Genomic DNA, 12,683 nt, shown 5'->3' on the forward strand with positions numbered 1-12,683 from the left:
TAACCAATGGCGGCATTCGCCCACTGGACGGCCATCGCGCTATATATAGCTACCACCATTGTCGCGGCCAGGGCCCTTGCCCGCGCCCAACAGCCCGATCGTAAACTGCTCCTGGGCCTGCTCGCCGGAGCCCTGGCCACCCACGCAATATCCCTTGCGCAGACACTGTTTTCCTCAGCAGGCTATCGCTTTGATCTGTTAGCAATGCTGTCATTAATCACCTGGGTGGTGAACTTATTGCTGCTTATCCTAGCGGTGAATCGACCACTAACCTTGTTGATACTGATTTTTGCCCCGTTAGGAGCACTCACCGAACTGACCGTGTCCCACACCTGGGGAGGCGTTGCACCACACCAACAGTTATCTTCTGGGATTGCCATACACGCGCTGCTATCAATCTCCGCCTACTCCCTACTTACTCTTGCAACCCTACAGGCCATCTACCTTTATTACCTGAACCAGCAGCTACACAACCATCGGCCAGTGGGTGCCATGCGCCTGCTCCCCCCCCTGCAAAGCATGGAGTCATTACTCTTTGGGTTAATTGCTTTCGGCCAATTACTGTTAACTGCCTCCCTGATTACCGGATTTATCTTTGTGGGTAACCTTTTTGAGCAGGGCCCCCTACACAAGACAGTGCTCTCCCTGCTCGCCTGGGTGCTTTACAGTATTCTTCTTTGGGGGCATTGGCAGTGGGGTTGGCGCGGTAACACTGCCGTGCGTTGGACTCTGTGTGCCTTTGCTGCACTAATGCTGGCCTACTTTGGTAGTAAGTTGGTTATTGAGGTTATCCTTCAGCGCGGCTAAGAATACTAAAGAGGAGCCGTTTAAAGTCGAGTATAAGCAAACGGCACTGACATTCGCTCACAAGTGCCATTTTCAGGGAGGAGACCAAACACCCCTTGATCTCCTCAACCGCCCCTATAGCCTTTACCGGGTTTATTTAGGTTTATAAGTGACCGGAAAACTTGCGGAGGTAGCCGTTCTGTTTCAATATCTCCGCTCAGAAATAAAAAGAGTTCTCCCTTGAACGAGATGCCCCCGGGCCTGCTGTTTAGCCTGCTTGCCCTGCTGATTGTGATATCGGCTTTCTTTTCCAGCTCCGAAACCAGCATGATGGCGCTGAACCGCTACCGCCTGCGCCACCAGGCCAAGAGCGGTCACCGCGGCGCCAAGCGGGCCATGGAACTGCTTGCCCGACCGGACAAGCTGATCGGCGTTATCCTGATTGGCAATAATCTGGTCAATATCCTGGCCTCAGTAATTGCCGGTGCTGTCTTTACTCAACTGTACGGCGATGCCGGCCTCTTCTACGCTACCGGCGCTCTCACAATCGTTATTCTTATTTTTGCGGAAGTCACCCCAAAAACCATTGCCGCTCTTCACCCGGAGAGAGTGGCATTTCCTGCATCGCTAATTTTACGCCCACTGCAATGGCTTCTGACACCGTTTGTATTACTCGTCGGCAGCATATCCAATGGACTTGCGCGCCTGGTAGGCGTTGAAGCAACTGCTGGCAACGAGGCAGAACACCTAGCGCCCGAGGAACTTAGAACAGTGGTGTTCGAATCTGGCGCCCTGCTTCCCAGCAAGCACAAAGGCATGCTTCTCAATGTGCTGGACCTGGACCAGGCCACAGTGGAAGACATTATGATCCCGCGCAACGAGGTCATGGGAATCGACCTGGAAAACAGCGCCGATCAGATTCTCCAACAACTGGCAGAGAGTACTTACACCCGCCTGCCGGTATACCGGGGAGATATCAATCAGGTAGTGGGTATTTTGCACCTGCGTCGCGCCGCACAGATACTGCGAGACGGCCCAGACAAGCTCACAGCTGAACGTCTCAAGTCCTTTACCGGTGAACCTTACTTTGTACCCGAGGCGACCCCACTGCCCACCCTGCTAATGAACTTCCAGAAAACCAAGCGCCGCATGGGCTTGGTTGTGGACGAATACGGGGAGGTTATGGGGATCGTAACTTTAGAAGATCTACTGGAGGAAATTGTCGGCGACTTCACCGCGAGCCCAGTTCCCAGCGACGATGAGGAAATTGTCGCCATGGAAGGCGGCTGGTATATGATTGAGGGTGGAACCTCTATCCGGGATATCAACCGCACGCTAAATTGGGACCTGACCACCGACGGACCAAAGACCTTCAACGGTCTCCTTATGGAGCATCTTGAAAGCATCCCAGATGGCAATATCAGTTTATTCATCCTCAATAATTACCAAGTGGAAATTGAAGAGGTGTCCGACAAAATGATTATCAGAGCCAGGATCAAAAAAATTGAGCGCTAGTCAAGCGCTCTACAACCTTGGGTTTAAGCAATATCCTCTAAGAGTTTCCTTACCGGGGCAAAACTCACCCGGTGCAGTGGGCTGGGACCCAATTCTTCCAGGGCCTGCATATGAGCTTTAGTGGGATAACCTTTGTGGCCAGCCAATCCATAACCTGGGTAGCGTGCATCCAACTCCACCATCTCTCGATCACGGGTCACTTTGGCCAAAATTGAGGCCGCAGCAATGGCGGCAACGCGACCATCCCCCTTAATCACAGTATCGCAGGGATAAGACCAGTCCGGTCTTTTATTACCATCTACTAACACAAACTCAGGCTGTAGTGGCAACTGCTCCACTGCACGGCGCATTGCTAATAAACTCGCCTGCAGAATATTGATCTGATCAATTTCTTCGACGGTTGCACGAGCAATAGAAAAACTCAACGCACGCTCACAAATTTCCTCAAAGAGCGACTCTCGTTTTTTCTCACTAAGTTTTTTGGAGTCAGCCAGCCCCAAAATGGGCTCTGCTGGATCGAGAATTACTGCAGCCGCCACTACATCTCCAGCCAATGGGCCACGGCCAACTTCATCGACTCCAGCGAGAAGATCACCTTTATAAGGACAGATGTACGGAGGTAATTCTTTTTTAACACTCATGGTTTATAAAACCCGATTACTTCAAAAGAGCACAGATAGCATCGGCTGCCCGCTCAGAGGCATTTCGACGCAATTGCTGGTGAAGATCGTCAAATTCGCGCTGCAACTGATCACCCAGTAGTGGATCTTCAAAATAGCGCATCAACGCCGCTCCGAGATTCTCCGGGGTCGCATCACTCTGCAGAATTTCCGGCACCAGCTCCCTTTGTGCCAGCAAGTTGGGCAGAGAAACCCAGGGCGTGTGCAGCATACGAGAGACGATAGCGTAAGTAATTTTGCCCAGTTTATAGGCAACCACCATAGGCTTTTTCAATAGCATGGTTTCTAACGTTGCCGTTCCTGAAGCAATTAACACAGCATCCGACACACTGAGCGCCTTGTGTGAATCTCCCTCTAATATCGTGACAGGCAGTTCCGGAAAATCCTTTAGCTGCTCCCGCAATTCGGCTAAACGCTGCTCATTTGCTGCCGGCAATACAAATTTGAGATCGGGATGGCGTTGGTAACACCAGCGAGCCGTCTGCAAAAATAGTGGCCCAAGCAAACGCACTTCCCCACCTCGGCTACCCGGTAACAGCGCAATAACACGGTCATCAACTGTGAGACCCAGCTCTTTGCGCTCTGCAACATTGCTAACCTGCAGAGGAATATCATCCGCTAACGGATGCCCCACAAAAGTCACCGGCACGTGGTTTTCACGATAAAAAGCAGCCTCAAAAGGCAGCAAGGTGAGCATATGGTCAATAGCACGAGCAATCTTTTTTATTCGCCCCTGCCGCCACGCCCACACTGAAGGGCTGACATAGTGCACAGTGCGAACCCCTTCGGCCTTGAGGGACTCCTCCAAAGACAAGTTAAAATCTGGTGAGTCGATGCCGATAAAAAGGTCCGGCGGATTTTCAGTGAAGTGCTCGCGCAGAGTGCGGCGAATTTTTAATAATTCTGGCAATCGTTTTAGCGGCTCAACCAATCCCATCACCGAGAGGCGCTCCATTGGAAAAAGGGATTTCGCCCCCAAAGCCTGCATACGCGGACCGGCAATCCCTTCAAACTGAATTCCCGGGAGGCGCTTTTGCAGGGAGTCAATAAGACCTGCACCGAGGATATCTCCAGAGGCCTCACCGACAACAATACCAATACGAACCGGCTTATTATTTTCTGACACGCCTAACAATTCCCCCAGAGTGGAAATGGCTCAATTTTCATAGATACCGATTAAGATATGAAAAGACTAAATCAGGAAGTGCACAATAACAGCACTTCCCGCAAATGGTTGTGCTTAGCGGACAATTCCGCGAGAGGAAGTCTGCAGGGAATCAATCCAAGGCTGAATTACAGGGGACTGCTCACGCAGTTCCGTAAGGGCCTGGACAGCCTCTTGCAGAGTGAGGCCACGCCGGTAGACCGTTTTGTATGCCTTGTTGATTAGAGAGATATCCTCGCGGGAAAAACCTCTACGACGCAACCCCTCCGCATTAATAGTCTTGGCCTCTGCCGGATTCCCAGCCACCATGACATAAGCCGGCACATCTTTGCCAATCGCTGCGCCCATCCCCAGGAAAGCGTGCTCACCAATGGTGCAATGCTGATGTACAAGACTGTACCCGCTGAGGATCGCCCAATCTTTTACTATTACGTGGCCGGCGAGTCCCACATTATTAACGAGAATGGTGTGATTACCGACAACACTATCATGACCAATATGGGCATAGGCCATAATCAGGTTATCACTGCCGATAGTGGTTTCCCCACGATCCTGCACAGTGCCCCGGTGGATGGTTACGCCCTCACGAATAACATTGTTATCGCCAATTACCAGGGTGGTCTGCTCGCCTTGATATTTTTTGTCCGGCGTATCTTGACCTATCGAGGCAAACTGGTAAATACGGTTATTTTTTCCGAGCTTAGTGGGCCCACTCAATACAACATGTGAAGCAATTTCACAGCCATCACCGAGTTCCACATCGGCGCCAACTATGGAATAGGCTCCGATACTCACCCCGGAACCGATAACCGCCGTCGGATCGATAATAGCTGTGGGGTGGATATTTGTCTGCATTCTGGAATCTACTCCTCAGGTAGCGACACTTCGGACACTACAACTTCAAATAAACAACAACTGGAAGAGTTATCAAAAGCACCTTAGCAGCCACATCAAGTGACGAATAAGCGCATTAAACCTGCTTCACCGCACACAGAAGATCTGCAGAGGCCGCAAGCTCACCATCGACACTGGCTTTACAGGAAAACTTCCAGATATTACGGCGCACTGAAACTGCTTCAGACATCAGGTCCAGCCTGTCCCCAGGGACCACCTGACGCTTAAAGCGCGCCTTGTCGACACCACCAAACAGGTACAGGTAGCCATCCTCAGGCTTCTTTCCAAATGTTTTGAAGCCGAGAATTCCTGAAACCTGGGCCAGAGCCTCAACGATCATAACACCGGGGAAAATCGGCATCTGTGGAAAGTGACCGTTAAACAGCTCCTCATTAATAGAGATATTTTTATACCCCTTAATAAACTTCCCTTCCTCGAGTTCAACGACACGATCGACCAATAAAAACGGATAGCGATGTGGCAGGTACTCGCGAATCTCAGTTACATCCATCATTCCAAATGCCCCCAGAAACCACTTCGGGGCGTTAAACGCCCCGAAAACATCAAATCAAAATTGTTTTTCTTAAAGCAGCTGTGAGCTATTTATCCCGATCGAGGGACAGGGCTTTAAGTTGCTTCTCCAAATCTTTCACCCTTCGCGCCACCTTATCCAACTGCCCGAAACGCACCGCGTTGCGACGCCAGGACTGGCTATCGGCAAAGGGTAAAGCGCCGGAGTAAATTCCCGGCTTGTCGATAGATTTGGTCACAAAAGTATTAGCGGTAACTTGGCAGCCATCGGCAATGGTTACATGCCCGGCAATACGGGAGCTGCCACCCAAAGCACAGTGCTTACCGATTACTGCGCTGCCCGCAATTCCTGTGCATGCAGCAATGGCTGAGTAGTCACCAATCTGCACATTGTGCGCGATTTGGACCAAATTGTCGATCTTGACACCACGACCAATCACAGTGTCACCAAGTGCCCCACGATCCACACAAGTATTGGCGCCTATTTCAACCTCATCGCCAACCTGCACGCCACCCAGCTGGTAAATCTTAATCCATTCACGCTGATGCAGCGCAAAACCAAAGCCGTCTGCACCAATAACCGCGTGACTGTGGATGATAACATCGCGCCCGACCTGACAACCGTGATGCAGTATTGCACCCGCATAAAGGCAGCTCCCTTCTCCAAGGGTACTGCCCTCTCCCACAAAGCAGTTGGCGCCAACCGATGCCCGAGGTCCAATTTTCGCAAACGCCTCTATCACCGCACCAGCTGCAATAGAGGCACTAGAGGCCACTTCTGCGTCTGGATGAACTACAGCGCTCGGGTGAATACCCGCCTCAATCGTTGGAGCCGTATTGAACAAAGCACTCGCCCTGGCAAAAGCCAAGTAAGGGTTATCCACACAAAGTGCGCTAACAGGTGTCTCCTCAACAAACTCGGCAGTCACCAATACAGCGCCCGCTGACGTGGTCTTGAGGAAGCGGCGATAATTAGGGTTTGCCAGGAAGGTCAACTGCTCGGGCCCAGCATCTTGCAAAGTGCTAAGACCAGAAATTACATAGTCTGCGTCTACCCCGGGGGCCAGACGCAGCTCAGCACCCAGAGCATTCGCAAGCTGGGTTAACGACAAATTGTCACTCATACAGGCTATCGATTACTTATCAGCATTCATACGCTTTACGACAGCCTCAGTCAGATTGACCGAAGGATTTGCAAAGTAAGCAGTAGAAGCATCCAACACTAAGTCCAGGTTTTGCTCTTTAATGATCGCTTCCAGCGCTGTTTTAGCCTTGGGCCCCAGAGAAGTTTGAATTTCCTGGCCTACCTGAGCCTCCATTGCGCGCAGTTTTTTAACGGTAGTTTCAAAGTCTGAACGCTTGAAGTTCATCTTACGCTGATATTCTGTTTTCTGCTCATCGGACCAGGTAACGCTATTTTTCTGCGCATCTTCTGCCATTTTTTGTAGTTCTGAACGAATAGACTCGGCACTACTTTGCAGCTTGGAGTACTCGGAACTGGTCTTCAATGAATTGACCTTGGTCTTGGCCACATCGGTGCTCATAATCGCAGCCTGCAGGTTAAATACCGCAACCTTGGTCTGCGCCAGCGCGGCGCCAGACAGGGTTATGCCAGCCAGCAGGATTGCGAAAATCTTTACATTCTTAAGCACTTTAGTCTCTCCAATTGGTTTTATTTTTTATGCGCAGCAGCTGCACTCAATCCATTTATATTCGATAAAGTTAAAAGCTATTACCCAGGGTAAACTGGAACACTTCCGTCTCATCATCCTCGTTTTCCTTCAAGGCTTTAGCCAAACTGAAAGTCAATGGTCCAAAACCGGTAACCCATGTCAAGCCAATGCCCGCGGAAACATTCATTTTACCGAAGTCCACATCGTAACAGTTGATCTGGGTTTCATCACAACTGGTATCAAAGACGTTACCTGCATCAACAAAGAAGGCAGACTGCAGAGAGCGCTGATCTTTGATAAACGGCAACGGGAAAATAACCTCGGCACTACCCTCGACTAGGATGTTTCCACCAAATGGATCGGCATCACCGTTCTGACGGATATCCAGGTTCCCATTCTCATCTATCTGATAGCAGTTTTTTGTAATGCTTTCACCATCGGTTGCACAAGGAAGTTGAGTATAAAACTCTGCAGGAGTGGAACGGGGGCCCAGTGTATTACGCTTGAAACCGCGCACAGAGCCAAAACCACCGGCATAGAAATTTTCAAAGAAAGGCAGTTGATCGAGATCACCGTAGCCATCCCCGTAACCCAGGCGCGTACGCAGACGTAGCGTCAAACTCTTCGTTAGGGGGCGGAAATACTGACCAGTATAAATAAATTTGTAGTATTCAAGATCACTGCCGGGCACGGTAAATTCTGCGGAGAAATTCTGGGATGCCCCGCGAGTCGCCAATATACCGCGGTTCAAAGTGGAGCGGGCATAAGAAGCTGTCAAAGCCAAGTTATTAAACGCATCACCGTAACGATCGATAAAACCATCTGCCGAAGTATTAAACTGGTTCTGATCAATCATCATTGCAAGATCATTGGCCACGTCATTATTGAGATCTGCAACAATCGTCTCGGCATCAATGAGTGTCACCCCCTCACGAGCGGTGTCATCCAAAAGAGATGGGCTGGATTGGATTTCCTGTACAGAACCACTCGAGGCCGAGAGCTCCAAATGACTGAAATTAACATTCAGTCCCACACGGGAAATTTCTGAAACCGGGTAGCCAAAGCTAACACCACCACCATAACTAGTCGTGTTGTAGTCCGACAGGTTAACCTCAGAGTAGTCATTTTCCCTATAAAAAACGTTAAACCCGCGGCTCACACCGTCAGGGGTAAAGTAAGGGTCAAGATAGGAAAAGTTCAGTGCGGTCTGGTAGGTAGACACGTTTAAACCTATACCTACCTGCTTGCCGGTACCCAGCCAGTTATTTTCCTGGATATTACCGCCGAGTACCAAACCGCTACTCTGTGCCCAGCCGATAGTGCCACCAATAGAGCCTGAAGGTTGCTCCTCTACGGTATATTCCACATCGATCTGGTCGGAAGTACCAGGTACCTCTGCAGTTTCTACTTCCACCTCTTTAAAGTAACCGAGGCGTTCCAGGCGCACCTTGGATTGCTCAATTCTTGCGGAGGAGGCCGAGGCAGATTCCATCTGACGCATTTCACGGCGCAACACCTCATCGGCAGTACGGGTGTTACCACGGAAATTGATTCGGCGCACATAGGCGCGCTTACCCGGGTTGATAAAGAAGGTAATTTTTACCGTATTCTCTTCTTTATTGGGTTCGGGAATGCCATTCACCTCGGCAAAGGTATAACCTTCATTGCCCAGACGCTTAGTAATATAGTCAGACGTGGTGGTCATCCGAATCTGGGAGAAAGTCTGCCCTTCACGCACCAACAGTAAGCGCTTGATTTCCTCTTCCGAAACCACCGGGTCGCCGGCGAGATCCACCTCACTGACGGTGTAAACATTCCCCTCTCTCACATTGACTGTGATAAAAACACTCTGCTTGTCTGGGCTAAGGGAAACCTGAGTGGATTCTATTTGAAAATCCAGATAGCCGCGGTCGAGATAGTAGGACTCTAGGCGCTCCAGGTCACCAGTGAGTTTCTCACGGGAATATTTGTCATCGCTGCGCAGCCAGGACAACCAACCTGTGGTCTGCAGCTCGAAAATTTCTGCCAATTCTTCGTCGGAAAATGCCTCGTTACCCACAACATTGATGTGCTTGATAGCCGCAACAGAGCCCTCGTCGACGATAACCCGCAGCTCGACCTGGTTGCGTGGCAATTCTTTCACTTCGGTCTTAACACTTGCACCATAGCGCCCCTGTGCCACATATTGCCGCTCAAGCTCCTGGGCGAGCCCCTCCAGGGTTGCACGCTTAAAGATCTGCCCCTCGGATAAACCGTTATCCTTCATGCCCTTGAGCAAATCTTCGGTGGCGATGGCCTTATTACCGCTGATCTCAATCTTGGAAATTGCTGGACGCTCGCGAACAGTGACCACCAGAACACCATTTTCACGGCCGATTTGGATATCTTCAAAGTAGCCGGTGCGGAACAGTGCCCGGGTAGCGCTCTGGATTTCCACGGATTCAATTTCATCACCCACTCGCACGGGAAGGGCAGAGAAGACTGTACCGGCAGAGACGCGTTGCAATCCTTCCACGCGAATATCATTGACCACGAACGACTGCGCTATTGCACTTAAAGGCAACATCAGGCCGAGGGAGGCCGCTTTGAGGAAATCTTTCATCTACTAATTCCGAGTGTTTTTATTCGCAATCCAGGAGTTACAGCGCTTTATTCAGCGCCCAGCTCCCCCGGAACCTGAGGGTTGCCCCTCTACCTTGTAATCGACATCAACCCGTTCTGAGTTCCCGGGTACCTTGACCGTTTCAACTTTCACCACCTTCAAGTAACCAAGTCGCTCAAGGCGAACTTTAGATTGCTCAATAAGAGCCGAAGAAGCTAAAGCGGACTCCATTTGGCGCAACTCTCGCCGCAAAACTTCATCTGCCGTGCGAGTGTTTCCACGAAAAGTAATACGCCTAACGTAGGTGCGCTTGCCAGGGTCAATAAAGAAAGTGATTTTTACCGTGTTCTCTTCTTTATTGGCTTCTGGAATACCGTTTACTTCGGCAAAAGCGTAACCCTTATTGCCCAAACGCTTGGAAATATAGTCTGAAGTCGTTGTCATCCTGACCTGGGAGAACGTCTGCCCTTCACGCACTAGCAGCAAGCGCTTAATTTCTTCCTCTGGAACGACTGGGTCTCCAGCAAGTTCTACTTCACTAACAGTGTAAACATCACCCTCAATCACGTTAACAGTGATGAAAACGCTCTTCTTGTCCGGCCCAAGAGATACTTGGGTAGAGTCGATCTGGAAGTCGAGATATCCGCGATCGAGATAATAAGATTCAAGACGCTCCAGGTCACCAGTGAGCTTCTCACGGGAGTACTTATCATCACTGCGCAACCAAGAGAGCCAGCCAGTGGTTTTAAGCTCAAAAATTTCTCCGAGCTCTTGATCTGAAAAGACGCGATTCCCTACGATGTTGATATGTTTAATCGCAGCAACGGTCCCTTCCTCGACAATAACCTTCAATTCAACCTGATTGCGTGGTAACTCTTTAACTTCTGCTTGGACGCTAGCGCCATAGCGCCCCTGTGCCACATACTGGCGCTCAAACTCCCGGGTCAACCCTTTGAGGGTCGAGCGCTTTAAAATCTGTCCCTCGGCCAGACCGTAATCCTTCAGCGCCTTTAGCAGATCTTCCGAGGCAATCGCCTTGTTTCCTGATATATCTATCTTAGATATGGCTGGCCGCTCTCTCACGTTAACAACTAAAACGCTACTTTCACGACCGATCTGAATATCCTCAAAATAACCGGTTTGAAACAGTTCTCGGGTCGCCCCCTGAATATCCGCAAGCTCAATTTCATCGCCAACCCGCACCGGAAGAGCTGAAAAAACGGTGCCTGCAGAAACACGCTGCAAACCTTCTACACGAATATCGCTGAGAACGAATGACTGAGCTAAAGCGCTGAGAGGCAGCACCAAGCCCAGGGATATCGCTAACAGCCAATACTTCATACTAATTCCGAACCGCTTCTGATAAGAGCAGAGGTTCCCAAGGTAACCGGCACCGCGCTCACTCTTAAAATCTACTCACCCCAAACGCCATAGGAAAATGCACTCCAGGAGGCTACAAACGTAAAATATCGTTATAAAGCGCCAACCCCATAATACAAAGCACTAAGGCCATACCTACTTGTAAACCGATCACCTGCACTCTCTCAGACACAGGAGAACCCTTGACCGCCTCAATACCGTAGTAGAGAAGGTGACCACCATCGAGTACCGGAATGGGTAACAGATTGAGTACACCGAGACTGATACTAAGCAGAGCTAAAAGCGACAGGAAAGACTGCCACCCCCTCTCTGCGGAAGTACCCGCCACTTTAGCAATGGTGATGGGGCCACTCAAGTTTTTGGTCGAAAGTTGACCAAAAATCAATTTCTTCAAGCTGTTCAGAGTGAACAGTGTTTTGTCCCAAGTCTCTTGCACCCCCTGAGAAAGAGCGCCAGCTACACCGTAGTGGAAAACTCGTACGCGATCCTCGGGCCAGCGCTCGGTGACGGGCTGTACGCCGATCTGGCCGACACGCTCACCACTGTCGAGCGTCACCTGCGCCGGCGTAACCGGCAGGGTCAACCGTTGCCCCTGTCGTTCAACTTCCACCTGAAGGGGCTCGCCTGCACGAGCGCGCACATACTGACTCCACTCTTCCCAACCGGAAAAAATTCGCCCGTCGGTAGCCACAATCTTATCGCCCGCACGCAGCCCCGCTGCACTAGCAGCGCTACCCTCCACAACCTTATGCAACGTCATACTAATGGGCGGCGTCCAGAGACCGAGGCCAATCTCCCCCAATGGGTCAGGGACTTCCTGCCCTGCGAGCCAACGGTCGATATCAGCCGCCATATGATATTCGAGGTTAGAGTCCGGGTAGCGCACTGAGAATTCTATAGAGCCACTGTCCCCCAAACGGTTAGCCAAGCGCCAGTTGAGGGCTTGCCAAGTGGGTGTAGCTTCGCCATCCACCGCGATAATTTCCTGCCCGGACTCCAATCCCGCAGCTTCAGCAATACTTCCAGGCTTGACGGAATCTACGACAGGCACCGGACCCGCCGTGCCCCCCATAAAGACAATCCAAAACAGTACAATTGCCAACAGGAAGTTAGCTGCGGGACCCGCTGCAGCAATCGCCATACGCGCCCAAACACTCTTTCGGTTAAATGCCTGATTCAGCTCGTGAGCGGCGACAGGTCCCTCCCGCTCATCTAGCATTTTGACATAGCCACCAAGGGGAATTGCCGAGATAGCAAACTCAGTGCCGTGCCGGTCATAGCGAGAGAAAAGGCGGCGGCCAAAGCCGACAGAAAAGCGCAGCACCTTGACCCCACAGAGCCGTGCTACGAGAAAGTGTCCAAACTCGTGGAAGGAAACCAGTATACCGAGGGCTACCAAGGCCCAGATTACCGTCTGAATCAGATCCATACTCAGTTACAGTCTCTTTTCATGCGCA

The 12,683-nt window shown here is 50.8% G+C and carries 10 protein-coding genes and 1 pseudogene; 2 read left to right on the forward strand and 9 right to left on the reverse strand.

Annotated elements, in window-relative coordinates:
- Window positions 1–6 precede the first annotated feature (6 nt).
- Both ACJJIJ_RS11815 and ACJJIJ_RS11820 read left to right on the forward strand, forming a co-directional pair.
- Window positions 7–807 carry a cytochrome C assembly family protein gene (locus ACJJIJ_RS11815; protein WP_444937486.1) on the forward strand — a complete coding sequence of 267 codons (801 nt, stop codon included), beginning with the start codon at window positions 7–9 and terminating at the stop codon, window positions 805–807.
- A gap of 219 nt (window positions 808–1,026) precedes the next feature.
- Window positions 1,027–2,301: an HlyC/CorC family transporter gene (locus ACJJIJ_RS11820; protein WP_444937487.1), complete on the forward strand. Its 1,275-nt coding sequence runs from the start codon at window positions 1,027–1,029 to the stop codon at window positions 2,299–2,301.
- Between the two features lie 23 nt (window positions 2,302–2,324).
- On the opposite strand, the gene rnhB is transcribed toward ACJJIJ_RS11820, so the two are convergent.
- The 9 genes and pseudogenes from rnhB to rseP all read right to left on the reverse strand — a co-directional run bounded on the left by rnhB (window position 2,325) and on the right by rseP (window position 12,655).
- Window positions 2,325–2,942 (reverse strand): ribonuclease HII, encoded by a 618-nt coding sequence (rnhB, locus tag ACJJIJ_RS11825; protein WP_444884185.1) that lies wholly within the window; start codon window positions 2,940–2,942, stop codon window positions 2,325–2,327.
- 16 nt (window positions 2,943–2,958) lie between these two features.
- Window positions 2,959–4,107 carry a lipid-A-disaccharide synthase gene (gene lpxB, locus ACJJIJ_RS11830; protein ID WP_252082646.1) on the reverse strand — a complete coding sequence of 383 codons (1,149 nt, stop codon included), beginning with the start codon at window positions 4,105–4,107 and terminating at the stop codon, window positions 2,959–2,961.
- A 114-nt stretch (window positions 4,108–4,221) separates the two neighbouring features.
- Window positions 4,222–5,001, reverse strand: a complete 780-nt coding sequence (lpxA, locus tag ACJJIJ_RS11835; protein ID WP_444884183.1) for an acyl-ACP--UDP-N-acetylglucosamine O-acyltransferase — start codon at window positions 4,999–5,001, stop codon at window positions 4,222–4,224.
- Between the two features lie 115 nt (window positions 5,002–5,116).
- Window positions 5,117–5,554 (reverse strand): 3-hydroxyacyl-ACP dehydratase FabZ, encoded by a 438-nt coding sequence (fabZ, locus tag ACJJIJ_RS11840; RefSeq protein WP_252082651.1) that lies wholly within the window; start codon window positions 5,552–5,554, stop codon window positions 5,117–5,119.
- A gap of 85 nt (window positions 5,555–5,639) precedes the next feature.
- Window positions 5,640–6,695, reverse strand: a complete 1,056-nt coding sequence (lpxD, locus tag ACJJIJ_RS11845) for a UDP-3-O-(3-hydroxymyristoyl)glucosamine N-acyltransferase (RefSeq protein ID WP_444937488.1) — start codon at window positions 6,693–6,695, stop codon at window positions 5,640–5,642.
- A 12-nt stretch (window positions 6,696–6,707) separates the two neighbouring features.
- Entirely contained in the window at window positions 6,708–7,223 is a 516-nt protein-coding gene (locus tag ACJJIJ_RS11850; RefSeq protein WP_444889739.1) for an OmpH/Skp family outer membrane protein, read from the reverse strand.
- Window positions 7,224–7,293: 70 nt separating this feature from the next.
- On the reverse strand, window positions 7,294–9,846 hold the full coding sequence (bamA, locus tag ACJJIJ_RS11855; RefSeq protein ID WP_252082656.1) for an outer membrane protein assembly factor BamA: 2,553 nt from the start codon (window positions 9,844–9,846) through the stop codon (window positions 7,294–7,296).
- A gap of 63 nt (window positions 9,847–9,909) precedes the next feature.
- Window positions 9,910–11,187 (reverse strand): annotated as a pseudogene (gene bamA / locus ACJJIJ_RS11860) (outer membrane protein assembly factor BamA); the annotation flags it as partial.
- A gap of 112 nt (window positions 11,188–11,299) precedes the next feature.
- Complete coding sequence (gene rseP / locus ACJJIJ_RS11865; RefSeq protein WP_444884181.1) at window positions 11,300–12,655, reverse strand: RIP metalloprotease RseP; 1,356 nt, start codon at window positions 12,653–12,655, stop codon at window positions 11,300–11,302.
- Window positions 12,656–12,683 lie beyond the last annotated feature (28 nt).

This window comes from Microbulbifer mixtoriginis (SeqCode) (genome assembly GCF_052467945.1).

Coding starts and splice junctions, on each gene's coding strand:
- ACJJIJ_RS11815 (WP_444937486.1), top strand. CDS start 7: ATGGCGGCATTCGCCCACTGGACGGCCATCGCGCTATATATAGCTACC.
- rnhB (WP_444884185.1), bottom strand. CDS start 2,942: ATGAGTGTTAAAAAAGAATTACCTCCGTACATCTGTCCTTATAAAGGT.
- lpxA (WP_444884183.1), bottom strand. CDS start 5,001: ATGCAGACAAATATCCACCCCACAGCTATTATCGATCCGACGGCGGTT.
- fabZ (WP_252082651.1), bottom strand. CDS start 5,554: ATGATGGATGTAACTGAGATTCGCGAGTACCTGCCACATCGCTATCCG.
- lpxD (WP_444937488.1), bottom strand. CDS start 6,695: ATGAGTGACAATTTGTCGTTAACCCAGCTTGCGAATGCTCTGGGTGCT.
- bamA (WP_252082656.1), bottom strand. CDS start 9,846: ATGAAAGATTTCCTCAAAGCGGCCTCCCTCGGCCTGATGTTGCCTTTA.
- rseP (WP_444884181.1), bottom strand. CDS start 12,655: ATGGATCTGATTCAGACGGTAATCTGGGCCTTGGTAGCCCTCGGTATA.